This window comes from Enterobacter quasihormaechei, assembly GCF_004331385.1.
Taxonomy (GTDB): Bacteria; Pseudomonadota; Gammaproteobacteria; order Enterobacterales; family Enterobacteriaceae; genus Enterobacter; species Enterobacter quasihormaechei.
Map to the genome: position 1 here is coordinate 38,052 of NZ_SJON01000016.1, position 19,334 is coordinate 57,385.

The following is a 19,334-nucleotide window of genomic DNA, read 5'->3' on the forward strand; positions in this document are numbered from 1 at the left end:
GACTGCTTACACACCCTGCGAAGCATAACGAAGGAGTACCCTATGTCCGAATCACACGTCGCCGTCCTGCCGGGCGTGCAGCAGTTTTTAGACCGTCAGCACGGCCTGTGGATTGAAGGGCGTCAGGCGGCATCCGACAGCGAAAAGCGTCTGAACGTCTACAACCCGGCGACCGGAGAGGTGATTGCCTCCACCGCCGATGCCAGCGTCGACGATGTCGATCGTGCGGTGATGTCCGGCTGGCGCGCCTTTGTCGCCCGAAGCTGGGCCGGGCGCCTGCCGGCAGAGCGGGAACGCATCCTGCTGCGGTTTGCGGATCTGGTGGAACAGCACGGCGAAGAGCTGGCGCAGCTCGAAACCCTGGAGCAGGGGAAATCCATCAATATTTCCCGCGCCTTTGAGGTGGGTTGTACCCTGAACTGGATGCGCTACACGGCGGGGCTGACCACCAAAATTGCCGGCAAAACTCTCGATCTCTCTATTCCTCTGCCGCAGGGCGCGCGCTATCAGGCGTGGACGCGCAAAGAGCCGGTTGGGGTCGTGGCGGGGATTGTGCCGTGGAACTTCCCGCTGATGATTGGCATGTGGAAAGTGATGCCCGCGCTGGCGGCGGGCTGTTCCATCGTGATCAAACCCTCCGAAACCACGCCGCTCACCCTGTTACGGGTGGCGGAACTGGCGAGCGAGGCGGGTGTCCCGGATGGCGTGTTCAACGTCGTAACCGGAAGTGGCGCTGTCTGTGGCGCGGCGCTGACCTCGCACCCGCGCGTTGCCAAAGTGAGCTTTACCGGTTCGACGGCGACGGGCAAGCAGATAGCCCGCGCGGCGGCGGATACGCTAACGGGCGTGACGCTGGAGCTGGGAGGCAAAAACCCGGCCATCGTGCTGAAAGATGCCGATCCGGCGTGGGTGATTGAAGGGCTGATGACCGGCAGCTTCCTGAATCAGGGGCAGGTCTGCGCGGCCAGCTCGCGCATTTATATTGAGGCCCCGCTGTTTGACACGCTGGTCAGCGGGTTTGAACAGGCCGTGAAATCCCTGACCGTCGGGCCGGGCATGTCGCCCGAGGCGTTTATCAATCCGCTGGTGTCGCGCGCCCACTGCGATAAGGTCCAGGCGTTCCTGGATGAAGCGAAGGCACACAATGCGGAGCTGATCGCCGGGAACCGGGGACCAGACGGCAAAGGCTATTACGTTTCGCCAACGCTGGTGGTCAACCCGGGTAATCATCTGCGCCTGACGCGTGAAGAGGTGTTCGGGCCGGTGGTCAACCTGGTCCGTGTCGCCGACGGGGAAGAGGCGCTTCAGCTGGCGAACGACACTGAATATGGCTTAACGGCCAGCGTCTGGACGCAGAACATCAGCAAAGCGCTGGAGTACACCGACAGGCTACAGGCCGGAACCGTGTGGGTGAACAGCCACACGCTGATCGACGCCAACCTGCCGTTCGGCGGTATGAAGCAGTCCGGCACCGGGCGCGATTTCGGTCCCGACTGGCTGGATGGCTGGTGTGAAACCAAGTCGGTGTGCGTGCGGTATTAAAAAAACGTCTTACCGGCCTACGAAACCGATCCCGTAGGCCGGGTAAGGCGTAGCCGCCACCCGGCGTAACTTACAGCGACCACCGATCCCGCCCGGCCTCTTTCGCCCGGTACAGCGCCGCATCGGCGCGGGCGATGATTTCCGGACCGGCAAGTCCTGCGCTATGGGCGGCAATCCCCATGCTGACCGTCACATATTCACTGACCTTCGACGCACCGTGCGGAATGGCTGCCGTGCGCAGGCCTTCCTGGATCCGCGCAGCGACTTTTTCAGCAACGTTTTCAGCACAGTCAAAGAGGATCACCACAAACTCCTCGCCACCGTAGCGGGAGACCACATCCTCCGGGGTGCGCACCGAGGCGTTCAGCACCTCTGCGACCCGCGCGAGGCAATCGTCTCCTGCCTGGTGACCATAGGTGTCGTTATAGAGCTTGAAGTAGTCGACATCCAGCATCAGCACCGTAAAGCGTTTGCCTTGCTCCACCGCGTTTTCCAGCACCAGCTCCATCGCCCGGCGGTTGGCCGTTCTCGTCAGCGGATCCTGGTGGGCCAGCGCATCCAGCCGTGAAATTAAACGCTGATTCTGCTGGTTGCGACGCCAGGCCTCGTCAAACCAGCTCAACAGGATGTAGCGTCCGCAAACGAGAATGAAGGTGAAGACCACCCACAGCCCGACAAAGCGAAGGTTAATCTCGTGATTCAGCAGCATGCTGGCAACGGGCAAAGTGATCCACAGCGGCGCGATAAAGCACACCAGCCCCACCGGATGAAAATAGAGCGCGGTCATACCGGCCATCAGCAGGGTAACGAATACCGGCCAAGGATGAGGAAGCTGGATCACAGTGATAAACCAGTAACAGCTTATCGACCACAGCAGGCTGCACATAAACAGCACGGCGCTGACGCCGCGGATGTGGCGCCAGGCCATGATGACCAGCGCTACGGAAAGAATGACTACCCCCAGCATGGAAGCGTCAATCATCTGTCTGAGAGGCGGGCTGATGTGCAAGAGGGCGTCAAAATGGCCGAACAGGGAATTGCGCAGCAGAACCATCAGCGCAAAGCTCGCATTGACAAAGGCGAGCCAGGGCAGATTCACGGCCAGCCCGTGGACAACCATTGATTTACGGGTCGGCCATGTCGCAGGTTCGGGTGTCGTTGGATGTCTTTTTTCCATTAAAGAGAATTTTCCTTGAGCGGGCGGAAGGTCCGCCCGCGTGTGCATGCCGTTACGGGGTCACAATGTTAAACCAGAATTCAAATTTATCCATATAACCGAGCATGGCATCGAGCTTGGCGGCATCGCCGGTCACTTTGATATCGCCGTTATCCTGCGCCTGTTTTAGCGTCACTTCTTTCAGGATGATTTTATTCAGCGTATCGCGGTTGAGGGTCACGGTCGCGTCAGCGTCTTTCGCTTCGGCGTTCGCCGTGTGGTTCAGCACGCCGTTTTCCAGCTCCAGCTTGTATTTGCCGCCGTCGCTGCCGAGGTCGATGTTAAATACCGATTTAGCGTCCGCCGCTTTTTCGCCGTTGATGTGCACCGCCAGATAGTCAAAGAACATTTCTGGCGTCATTGCGCGCACGGTATCCGGGCTGGCGGTGTTCGGAGTAGGGCCTTTCACCACGCCGTTACGCAGTTCCTGCGCGCCGGTCAGGTAGAAGTTACGCCACGGGCCTGATTCAGCCTGATAACCGAGCTGCTCCAGCGCGTCCGCTTCCAGGTTTCGCGCAGCCTGATTGTTTGGATCGGCAAAGACCACTTTGCTGACAACCTGAGCCACCCAGCGGTAGTTCCCCTGGTCAAAGTCGGTTTTGGCTTTGCTCAGGATGGCATCCGCGCCTCCCATATACTCCACAAATTTCTTCGCGGCTTCTTCAGGCGGCAGTTCGTCCAGGGTCGCCGGGTTGCCGTCAAACCAGCCTAAATAGAGCACGTAGGTGGCTTTAACGTCATGGCTGACGGAACCGTAATAGCCCCGGTTGGCCCAGGTATTGGCCAAAGAATTTGGCAGCTTGAAGTTGGCGGCGATCTCGTCACGCGTCAGCCCTTCGTTCGCCATGCGCAGGGTCTGGTCGTTGATGTAGCGGTAGAGGTCGCGCTGGCTTTTCAGCAGGTTAACCACATTTTCGTTGCCCCAGGTCGGCCAGTGGTGCTGCGCCATAATGACGTCGGCCTTATCACCCCAGCGTACAATGGCCTGGTTGATGTATTTCGACCATGGCAGCGGTTCACGAATTTTCGCGCCGCGCAGGGAGTAGGTATTATGCAGCGTATGGGTGACGTCTTCCGCAGACTCGATCAGCTTTTTCTCTTCAATATACCAGAGCATCTCGGAAGGTGCTTCGGAGCCCGGCGCGAGCATAAAATCGTAGGTCAGGCCATCGATGACCTCTTTCTGTCCATCTTTCTCGATGATATTGGTCGGGGCAATCAGGGTTACCGTCCCGGCGGAGGTGGTGGTGCCGAGACCCGCGCCGACCTGGCCTTTCGCATCCGGCTTCAGCAGGTTGCCGTACATATAGCTGGCGCGGCGGCTCATGACGTTACCCGCCATGATATTTTCCGCGACGGCGGCCTCCATAAATCCGGCTGGCGCGTAGACTTTGACCTTGCCGGCCTTCACGTCGGCTTCGTCCACCACGCCGCGCACGCCGCCGTAGTGGTCAACGTGGCTGTGGGTGTAAATCACGGCGACGACAGGTTTCTTGCCGCGATTTTTATAGTAAAGATCCATCCCGACTTTGGCCGTTTCCGCTGAAACCAGCGGGTCAACGACGGTAATGCCTTCTTTACCTTCGATTATGGTCATGTTTGACAGGTCGAGGTTACGGATCTGGTAGACGCCCTCGGTGACTTCAAACAGGCCGCTGATGTTAATCAACTGGGACTGACGCCATAAGCTCGGGTTAACCGAATCGGGCGCTTTATCGCCTTCTTTGATAAAGGCGTACTGCTTCGGATCCCAGACGGTGTTGCCTTGTTCACCTTTGATCATTTCCTGAGGAAGAGGGGCAATAAACCCTTTGTGGGCGTTCGTAAAATCGGTGTTATCGGAGAAAGGGAGCTGGTTGAAGAGTGCGTTGTTGGCCTGTTGCGTTGCTGCGGTTGCGTCCTTGGGTGCTTCGGCTGCCCAGGCTGAACTTGCGGATGCAACACATCCTGCCAGCACCAGCCCTCTGACTATCTGATTGATTTTCATCCTAAAACCTCTCGATGGTGTTTCGCGTCGTTTGTGGAAACTTCGGTTGCTGCAAAATGTTTCAAGAGTTGCAAAAGGATTAAGCGAAGTAACATTAACTATAATTCGGGAGGGGGATTCAGCAAGTAAGCGGATGAAAAGCCGGGCATTGCGCCCGGCGGTTGCTTATTTTTACTCGGCTTTTTTCTTGCCGAGCGTTGGCGTCTCGTCAAAAAAGTTCCACGGCTTGAGCAACGTGTGCACCCATTCCGTCGGCATGATCGGCCACTCTTCGGCGCGGGCGACGTGGGTGGTGCCGGTAGTCATCCAGATGACGTTATCCTGGTCGTTGAGCGACTCGTTATCTTTGCTGTACTGCCCGAGGCCCGTATCGTGGGTGGAACGGTTCGGGTATTTCCCCTCCGGATACATTTCGTCAGGATGGTAACGGGTCACCCACAGCTGTTTATCCATAAAGCTCAGGCGGTGGTAAATCCACTCGTCCGGAGCAAACTTCGCGCCCGTCGCCACCGGGTGGGTGCCCCCCGCGTAAGGGATAATCTGATACGAAACCGGGTTGCCCATGCGGTTCTCTTTGCGGGTGTTGCTCAGCAGGCGGATGGTGCCCGGGTCGAACTTCTGGGCGGCCTGCTGTTCGGTATCAATATCATACTGATTAACCTGCATGGTACTGGTGCGCGGGCCGCCAGCGGCGTTTGGTTTGACTTCCGGATCCATGGCCACCAGCTTGTTGTTAATGCCATCCACGTCCATATCCAGACGGAAATTATAGATGTGCTGGTGCGTGGTACCGACAATGTTATGGTCGATCAGCGTCCCGTATTTCGTGTCATCCTTCGCGGTGGCGTCATGCATCGTTTTTGTCTGTACGCCTTTTACCGCTTCAATGCCCGTGGCACCCGCATCAATGCCGATGGTGCCGTTTTCATGGAACACCCAGTCGAAGATGTAATCGTAGTTACCCACGGTGCTGACCCAGCGCACGACCAGCTCGCGGCGTTCGGTGCTGACGTTGGGTTTACCTAACTCCTGGTGCTTATATTCTGGCCCGGCGTAACGCTCAAAAATAGCGATCGCACGGGGGATCTCCATTGGCGCACCGGTGTAGTCCGGGATAGTTTCGTTGAGCATCACGGCGTTGGACGGCGCGTCTTTACCGCGCACCAGCGGGGAGGTCAGGGTACCCATGCCGTAGTCACCGGAGTCCAGGTAGGCTTTAAAGTACCAGCCGATATCCGGGTCGCCGTACGGCACGATCATTCCGCCGAGCGAACCCTGATACATCACCTGGCGCTTTTTGCCGTTGTCGTTATAGGTCACGGTGGAGATCATCGGGCCGACGCGTGAGTCCAGGCTCAGATGAAAATCCCAATTCTGCCAGTGCACCCTATCCCCGGTGATGGTGTAGTTCTTGCCTTCCGGCTCGATAATATCCAGCGGTTTTTTCTCCGCCTCAACGCGGTCGCGGCCATCATACGGCCGCGGGGTGAGCGGCACCGGCACGACCGGGCCTTCCTCAATCTTCTGAATTTTCTTCTGCTCAAGATCCACCACCGCGACCAGGTTTTCAATTGGGTGCGCCCAGTAATTCCCGTCGCCCACGTCGAGATAGCTGATCACTTTCAGCAGGCGATCTTCCTGTTTTAGCCCATCCTTGCCGTCAAAAAAACCGACGGTAAGCGGCGTGGTGATCACTTTCTTTGGATCGTTAATGCCGCGCTTTTTCAGCACCGCGGCAAACTCCGGGCTTTCACTGACGATCTGCTGCACGGTGTTGAAGTCATCCAGCAGCACCATGCCGTGCGCGTCTTTAATCGGCGCCCAGTGGAGGATCTTCTTGTCCTTCAAATCCACCCGGCTTTCGACGATGCGTTTGCCGTCAAGCATGATGATATTGGCCTGGCGGGGCGCGTCCACCGCCGTGCCGTTCAGCACAAATTCCCAGACTTTGGCTTTATCTGGCTCCGCCAGCGCGATCTGGGTAAAGCGGGTATTGGGCTTAAAATCCGCAGACGCTTTCACAATCGCCACGGCCTGCTTGATTTCATCAGCCGTCAGCGCGTTTAACGGATGGGGGCTTTTTTCGACCTGGAAGGTCCGATCAAGACCGGACTGAAAGACATCGTTGATAAAGGTTTCCGGGATATACGCCTTGTTGTCCTTCATCACCACGGGCACCTGTAGCGTCAACGGCGTGCCGTTAACGATGGCGGTGTTTGCGCCGGGTTTGACCTTCACAAAGGCACCGTCTTTAACGATGGTAAACATCTGGGCATAATCGTCCCACTGCACATCGGCCCCGAACGCCTGGAGCGTTTTGTCCATCGGAACCATATGCGCCTCGCTGCCGTGCGCGTAAACAGGGGATTGCCAGGCGCAACAGAGCGCAACGGCCATGGCCAGCGCCGTTCTACGGGCAGAAAAAGAAGAATAGCTTCCCATCGCAGACCTCATCTTGTTGTGTTTATTGTGTTGTGTCAGCCTTATCCTGACAGGCGCGCACGAAAAGCGTTTGCCTGCATCTGCCAGGTTGTTTGTCAGTCTTGCCAGGTTAAAAAAAGACCGGGGGTGCATCACACCCCGTGACAGAAAAAGGGTGCTTCAATAAGGTGAACTGTCGAGATGTATGTGGACGTCGAAACCTACCGTCGTGAACGAATAGACCTTACCGCGAACGCGAAAATAAATGTCTCCCTCTTTAATCGTCACCGAAGCTTTATCATCATCGGTGATCATGACGGGGGGAATGTCCTTAACGTTGGACATGAAATCTTCCGGGCTTTTTTTCGCATCAAAGAGATAAATATGATACCTGTTCTTAGACAGTGAACCTGCCTCAACCTGGGTGATATAAAGCGTTAAACGCTCGTTAACCTGGATTTTTTCCTGCAAATGTTCATATACGGTAAACAGATCGCGGAAAGGGTATGCAATGAATATAAGGAAAAAAAGTAAAATCACACCAGCGCGCCAGTTAAAAACCCGAACGTCGTGCATAATCAATTCCTGCCCTTATCCATAACTGATCGACTGGGTCATCACCGTAGTTATTATGACTCTGGAATTTTGCAAATTCGACAGGATCGCTTGTCCCGGCAAGAATCTGTGCAGTACCTGCCCCCCGGAGCAGAATGCCATCCGGAATACCCGCAGCGGCGCCAACGGCACCGTAATGAAAATTGCCAAAGTTGGCAAATTGTGCCCGGCCTTGTTTATAATCCCAGGGGCCATGATTCCTGACCATTTGATAAAACCATATGTAGGTCATTAATGAGGGGCCACCGTGAAATCGCGCAATTACCATGTGGCTCACAACGTCCACGCCAGGTGGTGCAAAGGATGCAATATTATAGGGTGTTGAATATAATGGGATTCGCATATTTAACGCTCAGCCCAGCAGTCAGCAAACTGTAAATTACCATCACAATACGTCCAGGTTATTTTATCGTAGCGTAGTTCCACGACTTCAAGATGATTGTGTTTTTCTTTCGTCGGGTCCTTAATGTCATGCATCAATGGCGTAACGGAAACGACGCGAATATTATCGAGGCGCATATTGTAATATTCTACTTCCTGCCCCGCGTCATTAATGCGATACCACCTGAACTCAGCCGTTTTAAGGCTTTGGCCAGTCGCAACGGCTTTCATCAGGAAAGGGGAGGAGGAATCGATTTCTATTTGAAAAACGACTGGGGCATGGTTGCGTTTACTGGTAATTTTCCCAGTCAATGGATCGGTTGGTAGGCTTAGATTATGTGTAAAGCCAGTGACTTCAATGCTTCCCTTACGATAACGTATATCCACCGAGCCTGTAATTGTTGCGCCACCATCATCAGTTAAGAAAAGATAAACAGGAATTGCCATAGCCTAATACTCTTCCATGTAATTTAACGTGGGAATATTCCCGACGCTAAATAATAACCATGCTAATCACATGGTCAATTTGCTTACTGTTTCCGGTTGTAACTTATCCAGACCGGGCTGACTGGATGGTTTGATTAATCAAAGCCATCCAGTCCATGTTTCTATTCAGGCTTTTTGATGTTCTTAAACGATTGAAGCAGCAACGTCAATCTTGTTGCTTTGATCAGAAATCACCCTGCTGGCGCGCCACCAGCGTAAGGATGGAGTAGAGCGCCACGGCCTGCTGATGCTGGTTGAAAATCTCAACCGCCCATTCCACCACGCCGGTGGGCCTTTCATCGGCAGCACGCTGTTTCTTCAGCGTTTTACGTTTGCAGGTCAGGCGCACCTGAATGGTGTCGCCCGGTTTAACCGGCTCGATAAAGCGCAGGTTTTCCATACCGTAGTTGGCAATAACCGGCCCAACCCCGGCATCAACAAACAGCCCCGCCGCGGCGGAAATCAGAAAATAGCCGTGCACCACGCGCTCGCCAAAAATCGACTCCGCCGCACCAATTTTGTCCATATGGGCATAGAAGTGATCTCCGCTCAGGCAGGCAAAATTCACGATATCCGCTTCCGTCAGGGTACGGCGCGGGGTCAGCAGGCTGTCGCCCGGCTGTAACTCTTCGAAGTATTTACGGAACGGATGAACGCGATCTTCCTGCACCCCGGCGCCACGCACCCACTGTTTGCCGATGGCGGCGAGCATGGACGGGCTGCCCTGAATGGCCGTGCGCTGAAGATAGTGCTTCACGGCGCGCAGGCCGCCCAGCTCTTCGCCGCCGCCCGCACGTCCCGGGCCGCCGTGCACCAGCTGCGGCAGCGGGGAACCGTGTCCGGTAGACTCTTTGGAAGATTCCTCGTTGAGGATCTGAATACGTCCGTGGGCGCGTGCTGCCCCGGCAATGAACTGCCGCGCCACGTTTGAATCTGCCGTGACCAGCGTTCCCGCCAGGCTGCCGCCGCCCGCTCGCGCCAGCTGCATGGCGTGTTCGGTATTGCGATACGGCATCAGGGTGGCGACGGGGCCAAAGGCTTCGGTGGAGTGAACGGCCGGCGTCTCGTCCGGCTGCGGGCAGAACAGCAGGGTGGGCGGGAAGAATGCCCCAGCCGCCTGCAAATCGGCTTTACCTCCCAGACGGATCTGGCAGCCTGCGGCAAGCAGATGATCGACTTTTTCCTGCACGTCGGCGCGTTGCTCATGGTTGACCAGGGCACCCATCTTCACCCCTTCCTGCGCCGGATCGCCGACGACCACGTTCTCCAGCCGCGCAATCAGCGCCTGGCTGACGGCCTCAACCTGCGCTTCCGGCACGATGATGCGGCGGATGGCGGTACATTTTTGCCCGGCCTTGGCGGTCATCTCGCGCACCACTTCACGGATAAACAGCGCAAACTCCGGCTGCTCCGGCGTTACGTCTTCACCGAGCACGCAGCAGTTCAGGGAATCCGCTTCCATGGTAAACGGAATGGAATTGGCGACGATATTCGGGTGCACGCGAAGGCTCTGTCCGGTGCTGGCCGATCCGGTAAACGTCACCACGTCCTGGCTGTCGAGCTGGCTCAGCAGATCGCCCGCGCCGCCGCAGATCAGGCTGATGGCGCCGTCCGGCACCAGACCGCTCTCGACAATCGCTTTCACCATCGCCTGCGTGACTTGCGCGGTGGCGGTGGCGGGTTTGATGATGGCGGGCATCCCGGCAAGCCAGGTCGGGGCAAGCTTTTCCAGCATCCCCCAGCACGGGAAGTTGAACGCGTTGATATGTACCGCCACGCCGGACCTGGAGGTCAACACGTGGCGCGCCGCAAAGCCGCCTTCTTTTGATAGCGGGATCAGCTCATCTTCTGGCCACAGGGTATCGTCCGGCAGTTCGCGGCTGCCGAGGCTGGCGTAGGTGAAAAGGGTGCCGATACCGCCTTCAATGTCCACCCAGCTGTCGGCCTTCGTTGCGCCGGTCTGGGCTGAAAGGGCGTAAAACCGATCCTTCTGGCTCAGCAGGTGTTTGGCTACCGCCTTCAGCATGGCGGCACGCTCGATAAAGCTCATTGCGCGAAGCGCCTCCCCGCCGTGTTCAATGGCGTAACGGCGTGCGGCCGCCATATCCAGCCCTTCGCTGGTGACTTCAAATAGCGTTTCCCCGCTGATAGCGTGGGTTATGGTGCGCTCGCGGCCCCGGCCTGTCTGCCAGGTGCCGGACAAGAAGCTGGCTAACTGCTGCATTTCTTCTCTCCAGATGTTTCGTGATTTCACTATAGATAGTTTGATCATGAATCATAAAAATCAAGCTGAGTTTTAATGAATTGTTAACGTTGTGATCTGCATTGCTCAGCTTCGTCATTAAAAACCCGCGCTATTCCTGCTGTTCAGGAAAACCCTTGCGAGCGTCGTCACAAAATAAGCAAACTCTTCTTGGGGTTATATTTAACCTTTGTGTAACTTTTAAGAAACCAAGTGATTCACCATTTTGCTACATATGGTGATCTAACGAATCATAAAGGTGGTTATGTGACGCAAGAACAACGCTTTGAGCAACGCATCGCGCAGGAGACGGCCATCGAGCCGCAGGACTGGATGCCGGAAGCTTACCGCAAGACGCTGATCCGCCAGATTGGACAGCACGCCCACTCTGAAATTGTCGGCATGCTGCCGGAAGGGAACTGGATCGCCCGCGCGCCGACGCTGCGCCGGAAAGCCATTTTGCTGGCGAAGGTGCAGGACGAAGCCGGACACGGCCTGTACCTCTACAGCGCGGCGGAAACGCTGGGCTGCGCCCGGGAGGACATCTATCAAAAGATGCTCGACGGCAAGATGAAATACTCCTCCATCTTCAACTATCCAACCCTGAGCTGGGCCGATATCGGCGTTATCGGCTGGCTGGTGGACGGTGCGGCCATCGTGAACCAGGTGGCGCTGTGCCGCACGTCTTACGGCCCGTATGCCCGGGCGATGGTGAAAATCTGTAAAGAAGAGAGCTTCCATCAGCGTCAGGGTTTTGAGGCCTGCATGGCGCTGGCGCAGGGCAGCGAAGCCCAGCGGCAGATGTTGCAGGACGCCATTAACCGCTTCTGGTGGCCAGCGCTGATGATGTTTGGACCCAACGACGACAACTCGCCAAACAGTGCCCGCAGCCTGGCCTGGAAGATCAAGCGCTTCGGCAACGATGAGCTGCGCCAGCGCTTCGTTGATAACACGGTGCCTCAGGTGGAAATGCTCGGCATGACCGTGCCGGACCCTGACCTGCGGTTTGATGACGCGAGCGGCCACTACCGCTTCGGCGATATCGACTGGCAGGAATTTGATGAGGTCATCAACGGGCGCGGGATCTGTAACCACGAACGTCTGGCCGCAAAACGTAAAGCCTGGGACGACGGCGCGTGGGTGCGTGAAGCCGCGCTGGCGCATGCCGAAAAACAACGCGCCCGCCAGGCTGCATAAGAGGAATCAACCATGAGCAATGTTTACTGGCCGTTATACGAAGTGTTTGTCCGGTCTAAGCAGGGGCTGTCGCACCGTCACGTGGGCAGTCTGCACGCTGCCGACGACCGCATGGCGCTGGAAAACGCGCGTGACGCTTATACCCGCCGCAGCGAAGGCTGTTCCATCTGGGTGGTAAAGGCGAGCGAAATCGTCGCCTCCCAGCCGGAAGAGAGCGGTGAATTTTTCGATCCGGCGGAAAGCAAGGTCTACCGCCATCCGACGTTTTACACCATCCCTGATGGCATTGAGCACATGTGAGGTTGGGGATGAACAACGTATCTGCATATGCCCTGCGACTGGGCGACAACGGTCTGGTGCTCTCCCAGCGTCTGGGCGCCTGGTGCGGCCACGCGCCGGAGCTGGAGATTGACCTGGCCCTCGCCAACATCGGCCTCGACCTGCTCGGCCAGGCGCGCAACTTCCTGACCTATGCCGCTGATCTGGACGGTACGGGGGATGAAGACACCCTGGCCTATGGCCGCGATGAGCGTCAGTTCAGCAATCTGCTGCTGGTGGAGCAGCCAAACGGCAGCTTCGCCGACACCATTGCCCGTCAGTACCTTATGGATGCGTGGAACGTGGCGCTGTACGAGCGACTGATCCACAGCAGCGACGGCCAGCTTGCCGCCATCGCCGCAAAAGCCATTAAGGAGGCGCGCTATCACCTGCGCTTTAGCCGCGGCTGGCTGGTGCGTCTGGGCGACGGAACAGAAACCTCCGCCCAGAAAATGCAGCAGGCGGTGGATAGCCTGTGGCGCTTTACGGCCGAGCTGTTCGATGCCGACGACGTCGAGCTGGCGCTGATTGACGCCGGCGTGGCGGTCGATCCCCGCACCCTGCGCGAGCCGTGGGAGCGCGAAGTGTTTGCCGGGCTGGCGGAAGCCACCCTCCGCGTGCCCGAAGACGTGGCGTATCGCACGGGCGGCAAGCAGGGGCTTCATACCGAACATCTGGGGCCGATGCTGGCAGAAATGCAGTATCTCCAGCGCGTCTACCCCGGCCAGCAGTGGTGAAGGAGAACGCTATGCAACGCCTCGTCGACATTGCGCCTGCCCAAATCCCGCAGATTTGGGCGCTGCTAAGCCAGATCCCCGACCCGGAAGTGCCGGTGCTCACCATCACCGATTTAGGCATGGTGCGCAGCGTGAAGGCGCAGGGGGAAGGCTGGGTTATTGGCTTCACGCCGACCTATTCCGGCTGCCCGGCAACGGAGCATCTGCTGGGGGCCATCCGCGAAACCCTGACCGGGAACGGCTTTTCCCCGGTACATATTGTGCTGCAACTGGAGCCCGCCTGGACCACCGACTGGATGACCGACGATGCGCGCAGGCGCCTGCGTGAATATGGTATCAGCCCGCCTGTCGGCCATAGCTGCCATGCCCACGCTCCCGCAGAGGTGAGCTGCCCGCGCTGTGCGAGCACCGATACCGCGCTTATCAGTGAATTTGGTTCGACGGCCTGCAAAGCGCTCTACCGCTGCAATACCTGCCGTGAGCCCTTCGACTATTTCAAATGTATTTGAGGCCGCCATGACAACGTTTCATTCATTAACAGTGGCAAAAGTAGAACCTGAAACCCGCGACGCGGTGACCATTACCTTCGCGGTGCCGCAGGCGTTGCAGGAGGCGTACCGCTTCCGCCCCGGTCAGCATCTGACCCTGAAAGCCAGGCTTGGCGGTGACGAACTGCGCCGCTGCTACTCCATCTGCCGGAGCACCGCACCGGGGGAGATCAGCGTAGCGGTCAAAGCCATCGACGGCGGGCGCTTCTCCCGCTACGCCCGGGACGAGATTAAGCAGGGCATGGCTTTAGAGGTGATGGTGCCCCAGGGGCAGTTCGGCTACCAGCCGCAGGCTGAACGTGAAGGCCACTATCTGGCAATAGCCGCCGGGTCCGGGATCACCCCGATGCTGGCCATTTTATCCGCTACGCTGGCCACGGAACCGCACAGCCACTTCACCCTGATTTACGGCAACCGCAGCAGCCAGAGCATGATGTTCCGTCGGGCGCTGGCAGACCTGAAGGACAAATATCCGCAGCGCTTGCAGCTGGTCTCTATCTTCAGTCAGGAGACGCTCGACAGCGATCTGCTTCATGGCCGCATTGACGGCGAAAAGCTCCAGGCGCTGGCAAAAACGCTGATCAATTTCCGCCAGTACGACGAAGCCTTTATCTGCGGCCCGTCGGCGATGATGGACGAGGCCGAGGCGGCGCTGAAAGCGCTCGGCATGCCGGAAAAAGCGATCCATCTTGAGCGGTTTAATACGCCGGGCACTACCGTGAAACGAACGCACAGCGTGCAGGCCGAGGGGCAGAAGGTCACCGTCCGTCAGGACGGACGCGACCGGGAAATCACCCTGACGGCGGACGATGAGAGCATCCTGGACGCCGCCCTGCGTCAGGGTGCGGATCTGCCGTATGCCTGCAAGGGCGGCGTATGCGCCACCTGCAAATGCAAAGTACTGCGCGGAAAAGTCGATATGGCGACCAACTACAGCCTGGAGCCGGACGAGCTGGCCGCGGGCTATGTGCTGAGCTGTCAGGCGCTGCCGTTAACCGCCGACGTCATCGTCGATTTTGACGCGAAGGGGATGGCATGAGCGAACTGATTGTCACCCGTCATGGCCGCGTGTTGCAGCTAACGCTAAACCGTCCGGCGGCGCGCAACGCGCTCAACAATGCGCTGCTGATGCAGCTTGCCGAACAGCTTGAGGCCGCCGCAGCGGATGCTGAAATCGCCGTCTGCGTGATTTCCGGCAATGAACGCTGCTTTGCCGCCGGGGCCGATCTGAACGAAATGGCGGAGAAAGATCTGTCCGCCACCCTGAATGATATTCGCCCCCGGCTGTGGGCACGGATAGACGCCTTCAATAAACCGCTGATCGCCGCCGTGAACGGCTACGCATTGGGCGCCGGCTGCGAGCTGGCGCTACTCTGCGACGTGGTGATTGCCGGCGATAACGCCCGTTTTGGCCTCCCGGAAATCACCCTCGGGATCATGCCGGGCGCAGGCGGCACCCAGCGGCTGATCCGCAGCGTGGGCAAATCCCTGGCCTGCAAAATGGTGCTGACGGGTGAAAGCCTCACGGCGGTTCAGGCGCACAGCGCCGGACTGGTCAGCGACGTCTTCCCGGCCTCGCTGACGCTGGAGTACGCCCTGAAGCTGGCGGCACGGATGGCGAGCCACTCGCCGCTGGCGCTACAGGCGGCGAAGCAGGCGCTACGCCAGTCGCAGGAAGTCCCGCTCCAGGCCGGCCTGGCGCAGGAGCGTCAGCTGTTTACGCTGCTCGCGGCCACCGACGATCGCCGGGAAGGTATCGACGCCTTCTTACAAAAACGCACCCCAGACTTCAAAGGACGCTAATTGTGGAATGTATTCTGAGCCATGTTGAGCAGGGCGTAATGACCATTACGCTGAACCGCCCGGATCGCCTGAACAGCTTTAACGATGTCATGCACCAGCAGCTTTCCGAATGCCTGAAGCAGGCCGAGCGCGATGACGCCATCCGCTGTCTGCTGATCACCGGGGCGGGGCGCGGTTTCTGCGCCGGGCAGGACCTTAACGATCGTAACGTGGATCCCAACGGTCCCGCGCCGGATCTGGGCATGTCCGTTGAGACCTTTTACAACCCGCTGGTGCGCCGCCTGGCGAAGCTGCCGAAGCCGGTGATCTGCGCGGTTAACGGCGTGGCGGCGGGAGCGGGTGCCACGCTGGCCCTCGGCTGCGACATGGTAATTGCCGCCCGTTCTGCCAATTTTGTGATGGCCTTCAGCAAGCTCGGACTGGTGCCGGACTGCGGCGGCACCTGGCTGCTGCCGCGCGTGGCCGGACGTGCCCGCGCCATGGGGCTGGCGCTGCTGGGCGATAAGCTCAGCGCCGAACAGGCGCAGGCGTGGGGGATGATCTGGCAGGTGGTGGACGATGAACAGCTCTCTGACACCGCCCGGCAGATGGCGCTGCATTTTGCCTCCCAGCCTACCTTTGGCCTGGGCCTGATCAAGCAGGCGATTAACGCCGCCGAAACCAACACCCTTGATGCCCAGCTCGATCTGGAGCGCGACTACCAACGTCTGGCCGGACGCAGCGACGACTACCGGGAAGGCGTCAGCGCGTTTCTGGCAAAACGTACGCCGAACTTTACGGGGAAATAAGATGGCGACCAACCTTCATACGATCGCCGTGATTGGCAGCGGCACTATGGGCGCCGGCATTGCCGAAGTGGCGGCCAGCCACGGTCATCCGGTGCTGGTGTACGACATTGACGCAGCGGCGATTTCCCGAGCCGTTGACGGCATTCGCCAGCGCCTGATCTCTCGCGTTTCGCGCGGAAAACTTTCTGCCGACGCCGCGGAGCAGATCCTGTCCCGCCTGACGCCGGTGACGACTATCAATGCCCTGGCGAAAGCCGATCTGGTGATCGAGGCGGCCTCCGAACGGCTTGAGGTGAAAAAAGCCCTGTTTAGCCAGCTGGCAGAGGTCTGCCCGCCGCAGACGCTGCTCACCAGCAACACCTCGTCCATTTCCGTTACCGCGATTGCGGCGGAGATTAGCCACCCTGAACGCGTCGCCGGGCTGCACTTCTTCAACCCCGCGCCGGTGATGAAGCTGGTGGAGGTGGTCAGCGGGCTGGCCACCTCGTCCGAAGTGGCCGATGCGTTGTGCGAGCTGGCGCTGAGCTGGGGAAAGCAGCCGGTACGCTGTCAGTCCACGCCGGGGTTTATCGTCAACCGCGTGGCGCGTCCGTTCTATTCGGAAGCCTGGCGCGCGCTGGAAGAGCAGGTGGCAACGCCCGAGGCGATCGACGCCGCCCTGCGAGACGGCGGCGGCTTCCCGATGGGGCCGCTTGAGCTGACGGACCTGATCGGTCAGGACGTCAACTTTGCCGTGACCTGCTCCGTGTTTAACGCCTTCTGGCAGGAGCGCCGTTTTCTGCCGTCGCTGATGCAGCAGGAGCTGGTGCTGGCGGGGCGTCTGGGCAAAAAAAGCGGGCAGGGCGTTTACCGCTGGCAGGAGGAAAAACCCGCCGTCAGCTGGCTCGACCCGGTCAGAGACAGCTTCAGCTCGATGCGCGTACAGCGAAGAAGTGACGGTGTCACGGAAATTGACGAACTGCTGCTGATTGAAACGCAGGGTGAAACCGCGCAGGCGCTGGCGCTGCGCCACGGCTGCCCGGTGGTGGTAGTCGACCGTATCGAGCGGGATGTGGCCGTGATTGCCGCCGCGCCCGGCAACCCGCGCTCCGCCACGCAGAAGGCCATTTACTGGTTGCAGCATCAGGAGAAGCGGGTGTTACAGATTGCGGACTACCCCGGCCTGCTGGTCTGGCGCACGGTGGCGATGATTGCCAACGAAGCGCTGGACGCCCTGCAAAAAGGGGTCGCCAGCGAGCAAGACATCGATACCGCCATGCGCTTAGGGGTCAACTATCCCTGCGGCCCCATCGCCTGGGGCGAGCGCCTTGGCTGGCAGCGTCTGTTAACCCTGCTGGAGAACCTGCAACGTCACTACGGCGAGGAACGCTATCGCCCCTGTTCCCTGCTGCGCCAGCGTGCGCTTCTGGAGAGTAGCTATGAGTCATAACGCCTGGCATAACGCCCGCGCGATGTACGAACAAGACGCCTGCGCGCAGGCGATGGGGATGGATATCATCGACATGGACGAGGGCTATGCGGTGGTGACCATGACTATCACCCCGCAGATGCTTAACGGGCATAAAACCTGCCACGGCGGACAGCTGTTCTCACTGGCCGATACTGCCTTTGCCTACGCCTGCAACAGTCAGGGGCTGGCGGCGGTAGCCTCAGGGTGCGCCATCGACTTTCTGCGACCGGGCTTTGCCGGAGACAAGCTGACCGCCACCGCGCGGGTGAAGCATCAGGGCAAGCTGACCGGCGTATACGACATTGAAATTCAGAACCAACACCAGAAAACCGTCGCGCTTTTTCGCGGGAAATCCCACCGCACCGGCGGCAGTGTGACAGGAGAAGCCTGATGCGTGACGCATTTATTTGTGAGGGGGTGCGTACCCCGGTCGGCCGTTACGGCGGAGGGTTGTCCAGCGTGCGCGCCGATGACTTAGGGGCCGTGCCGCTGCGCGCGCTGCTGGCGCGTTATCCGCAGCTCGATCTGGAGCTCATTGATGACGTGATCTTCGGCTGCGCGAATCAGGCCGGGGAGGATAACCGCAACGTGGCAAGAATGTCGGCGCTGCTGGCCGGGCTGCCGCAGACGGTGTCCGCCACCACCATTAACCGCCTGTGCGGGTCGGGGCTGGACGCGATTGGCTTTGCCGCACGCGCCATTAAAGCGGGCGACGGCGATCTGCTGATCGCGGGCGGCGTGGAGTCCATGTCCCGCGCACCGTTCGTGATGGGCAAGGCCACGGCGGCGTTTCAGCGTCAGGCGGAGATCTTCGATACCACCATCGGCTGGCGATTTGTGAATCCGCTCATGCATCAGCAATACGGAACTGACAGCATGCCCGAAACGGCAGAGAATGTAGCGGAATTGTTAAATATCAGCCGTACCGATCAGGACGCGTTTGCCCTGCGTAGCCAGCAGCGCACCGCGCGGGCGCAGCAGAACGGCGTTCTGGCGCAGGAGATTATTCCGGTACAGGTGGCGGGGAAAAAAGGAGCGGTGACGGAAGTGAGCGTGGATGAGCATCCGCGCGCCGAAACCACCCTTGAACAGCTTGCCGCGCTGAATACCCCGTTCCGTAAGAACGGGGTGGTGACGGCGGGGAACGCCTCCGGCGTGAACGACGGCGCGGCGGCGCTGATTATCGCCAGCGAGCCGATGGCGCTTGCCCAGGGGTTAACGCCGCGCACGCGCATTGTGGCAATGGCGACCGCGGGCGTCGAGCCGCGTCTGATGGGGTTAGGTCCGGTGCCCGCCACCCGCAAGGTGCTGGAGCGTGCCGGGCTGAGCATCACCGATATGGACGTCATTGAGCTGAACGAAGCCTTCGCCGCCCAGGCGCTGGGCGTGCTGCGCCAGCTGGGTTTGCCGGATGACGCCGGGCACGTTAACCCGAACGGCGGGGCGATCGCGCTAGGTCATCCGCTGGGCATGAGCGGTGCCAGACTGGCGCTGGCGGCAAGCAATGAATTGCACCGACGCGGCGGGCGCTACGCGCTGTGTACGATGTGCATCGGTGTGGGTCAGGGCATTGCCATGATCCTTGAGCGTGTTTGAGCGAACA

Annotated in this window: 18 protein-coding genes; 11 read left to right on the forward strand and 7 right to left on the reverse strand. The window is 59.0% G+C overall.

The genetic code is table 11. The features are described 5' to 3' along the window. The first annotated feature begins 42 nt into the window (after positions 1 to 42). Positions 43 to 1,542 carry an aldehyde dehydrogenase family protein gene (locus tag E0L16_RS17680; protein ID WP_131637589.1) on the forward strand — a complete coding sequence of 500 codons (1,500 nt, stop codon included), beginning with the start codon at positions 43 to 45 and terminating at the stop codon, positions 1,540 to 1,542. A gap of 70 nt (positions 1,543 to 1,612) precedes the next feature. Here the strand turns inward: E0L16_RS17680 and E0L16_RS17685 are convergent, their stop codons facing one another. The 7 genes from E0L16_RS17685 to paaZ form a co-directional block, all read right to left on the reverse strand. After that, entirely contained in the window at positions 1,613 to 2,719 is a 1,107-nt protein-coding gene (locus E0L16_RS17685; RefSeq protein ID WP_131637591.1) for a GGDEF domain-containing protein, read from the reverse strand. Between the two features lie 52 nt (positions 2,720 to 2,771). Then, entirely contained in the window at positions 2,772 to 4,745 is a 1,974-nt protein-coding gene (locus E0L16_RS17690; RefSeq protein ID WP_107535285.1) for an alkyl/aryl-sulfatase, read from the reverse strand. A 171-nt stretch (positions 4,746 to 4,916) separates the two neighbouring features. Beyond that, positions 4,917 to 7,187 carry a primary-amine oxidase gene (tynA, locus tag E0L16_RS17695; protein ID WP_131637593.1) on the reverse strand — a complete coding sequence of 757 codons (2,271 nt, stop codon included), beginning with the start codon at positions 7,185 to 7,187 and terminating at the stop codon, positions 4,917 to 4,919. A 159-nt stretch (positions 7,188 to 7,346) separates the two neighbouring features. Next, entirely contained in the window at positions 7,347 to 7,742 is a 396-nt protein-coding gene (locus E0L16_RS17700) for a hypothetical protein (RefSeq protein WP_131637595.1), read from the reverse strand. Next, entirely contained in the window at positions 7,720 to 8,013 is a 294-nt protein-coding gene (locus E0L16_RS17705; RefSeq protein ID WP_236330859.1) for a polymorphic toxin type 44 domain-containing protein, read from the reverse strand. The genes E0L16_RS17700 and E0L16_RS17705 overlap by 23 nt, the downstream gene beginning before the upstream one ends. Positions 8,014 to 8,126: 113 nt before the next feature. Then, entirely contained in the window at positions 8,127 to 8,609 is a 483-nt protein-coding gene (gene tssD, locus E0L16_RS17710; RefSeq protein WP_131637597.1) for a type VI secretion system tube protein TssD, read from the reverse strand. A gap of 223 nt (positions 8,610 to 8,832) precedes the next feature. Beyond that, complete coding sequence (gene paaZ / locus E0L16_RS17715; protein ID WP_131637599.1) at positions 8,833 to 10,872, reverse strand: phenylacetic acid degradation bifunctional protein PaaZ; 2,040 nt, start codon at positions 10,870 to 10,872, stop codon at positions 8,833 to 8,835. Between the two features lie 285 nt (positions 10,873 to 11,157). Here paaZ and paaA point away from each other — a divergent pair, with 285 nt between their 5' ends. From paaA to pcaF, 10 genes are read left to right on the forward strand one after another with little or no spacing between them, the layout of a single operon-like run. Next, positions 11,158 to 12,087, forward strand: a complete 930-nt coding sequence (gene paaA, locus E0L16_RS17720; protein WP_063866796.1) for a 1,2-phenylacetyl-CoA epoxidase subunit PaaA — start codon at positions 11,158 to 11,160, stop codon at positions 12,085 to 12,087. A 12-nt stretch (positions 12,088 to 12,099) separates the two neighbouring features. Then, positions 12,100 to 12,387, forward strand: coding sequence for a 1,2-phenylacetyl-CoA epoxidase subunit PaaB (paaB, locus tag E0L16_RS17725; protein ID WP_003857353.1), 288 nt, complete (start codon positions 12,100 to 12,102; stop codon positions 12,385 to 12,387). Between the two features lie 8 nt (positions 12,388 to 12,395). After that, entirely contained in the window at positions 12,396 to 13,142 is a 747-nt protein-coding gene (paaC, locus tag E0L16_RS17730; RefSeq protein ID WP_131637601.1) for a 1,2-phenylacetyl-CoA epoxidase subunit PaaC, read from the forward strand. 11 nt (positions 13,143 to 13,153) lie between these two features. Further along, complete coding sequence (paaD, locus tag E0L16_RS17735; RefSeq protein ID WP_107535289.1) at positions 13,154 to 13,651, forward strand: 1,2-phenylacetyl-CoA epoxidase subunit PaaD; 498 nt, start codon at positions 13,154 to 13,156, stop codon at positions 13,649 to 13,651. 7 nt (positions 13,652 to 13,658) lie between these two features. Continuing rightward, the gene (gene paaE, locus E0L16_RS17740; RefSeq protein WP_063866793.1) at positions 13,659 to 14,729 is read left to right on the forward strand and encodes a 1,2-phenylacetyl-CoA epoxidase subunit PaaE; all 1,071 of its coding nucleotides are present in this window, start codon (positions 13,659 to 13,661) and stop codon (positions 14,727 to 14,729) included. After that, entirely contained in the window at positions 14,726 to 15,493 is a 768-nt protein-coding gene (gene paaF / locus E0L16_RS17745) for a 2,3-dehydroadipyl-CoA hydratase PaaF (protein WP_063866792.1), read from the forward strand. Before paaE ends, paaF begins: the two co-directional genes overlap by 4 nt. Next, the gene (gene paaG, locus E0L16_RS17750) at positions 15,493 to 16,281 is read left to right on the forward strand and encodes a 2-(1,2-epoxy-1,2-dihydrophenyl)acetyl-CoA isomerase PaaG (RefSeq protein ID WP_131637603.1); all 789 of its coding nucleotides are present in this window, start codon (positions 15,493 to 15,495) and stop codon (positions 16,279 to 16,281) included. The genes paaF and paaG overlap by 1 nt, the downstream gene beginning before the upstream one ends. Before the next feature lies 1 nt (position 16,282). After that, entirely contained in the window at positions 16,283 to 17,710 is a 1,428-nt protein-coding gene (gene paaH, locus E0L16_RS17755; RefSeq protein ID WP_131637605.1) for a 3-hydroxyacyl-CoA dehydrogenase PaaH, read from the forward strand. Beyond that, positions 17,700 to 18,122, forward strand: a complete 423-nt coding sequence (paaI, locus tag E0L16_RS17760) for a hydroxyphenylacetyl-CoA thioesterase PaaI (protein ID WP_063866790.1) — start codon at positions 17,700 to 17,702, stop codon at positions 18,120 to 18,122. Before paaH ends, paaI begins: the two co-directional genes overlap by 11 nt. Continuing rightward, positions 18,122 to 19,327 carry a 3-oxoadipyl-CoA thiolase gene (pcaF, locus tag E0L16_RS17765; RefSeq protein ID WP_131637607.1) on the forward strand — a complete coding sequence of 402 codons (1,206 nt, stop codon included), beginning with the start codon at positions 18,122 to 18,124 and terminating at the stop codon, positions 19,325 to 19,327. Before paaI ends, pcaF begins: the two co-directional genes overlap by 1 nt. Positions 19,328 to 19,334 lie beyond the last annotated feature (7 nt).

Excerpts from the sequence above, each read along its gene's own strand:
- E0L16_RS17680 (WP_131637589.1), top strand. The coding sequence starts at position 43 with ATGTCCGAATCACACGTCGCCGTCCTGCCGGGCGTGCAGCAGTTTTTA.
- E0L16_RS17685 (WP_131637591.1), bottom strand. The coding sequence starts at position 2,719 with ATGGAAAAAAGACATCCAACGACACCCGAACCTGCGACATGGCCGACC.
- E0L16_RS17690 (WP_107535285.1), bottom strand. The coding sequence starts at position 4,745 with ATGAAAATCAATCAGATAGTCAGAGGGCTGGTGCTGGCAGGATGTGTT.
- tynA (WP_131637593.1), bottom strand. The coding sequence starts at position 7,187 with ATGGGAAGCTATTCTTCTTTTTCTGCCCGTAGAACGGCGCTGGCCATG.
- E0L16_RS17700 (WP_131637595.1), bottom strand. The coding sequence starts at position 7,742 with ATGCACGACGTTCGGGTTTTTAACTGGCGCGCTGGTGTGATTTTACTT.
- E0L16_RS17705 (WP_236330859.1), bottom strand. The coding sequence starts at position 8,013 with ATGACCTACATATGGTTTTATCAAATGGTCAGGAATCATGGCCCCTGG.
- tssD (WP_131637597.1), bottom strand. The coding sequence starts at position 8,609 with ATGGCAATTCCTGTTTATCTTTTCTTAACTGATGATGGTGGCGCAACA.
- paaZ (WP_131637599.1), bottom strand. The coding sequence starts at position 10,872 with ATGCAGCAGTTAGCCAGCTTCTTGTCCGGCACCTGGCAGACAGGCCGG.
- paaB (WP_003857353.1), top strand. The coding sequence starts at position 12,100 with ATGAGCAATGTTTACTGGCCGTTATACGAAGTGTTTGTCCGGTCTAAG.
- paaC (WP_131637601.1), top strand. The coding sequence starts at position 12,396 with ATGAACAACGTATCTGCATATGCCCTGCGACTGGGCGACAACGGTCTG.
- paaD (WP_107535289.1), top strand. The coding sequence starts at position 13,154 with ATGCAACGCCTCGTCGACATTGCGCCTGCCCAAATCCCGCAGATTTGG.
- paaE (WP_063866793.1), top strand. The coding sequence starts at position 13,659 with ATGACAACGTTTCATTCATTAACAGTGGCAAAAGTAGAACCTGAAACC.
- paaF (WP_063866792.1), top strand. The coding sequence starts at position 14,726 with ATGAGCGAACTGATTGTCACCCGTCATGGCCGCGTGTTGCAGCTAACG.
- paaH (WP_131637605.1), top strand. The coding sequence starts at position 16,283 with ATGGCGACCAACCTTCATACGATCGCCGTGATTGGCAGCGGCACTATG.
- paaI (WP_063866790.1), top strand. The coding sequence starts at position 17,700 with ATGAGTCATAACGCCTGGCATAACGCCCGCGCGATGTACGAACAAGAC.
- pcaF (WP_131637607.1), top strand. The coding sequence starts at position 18,122 with ATGCGTGACGCATTTATTTGTGAGGGGGTGCGTACCCCGGTCGGCCGT.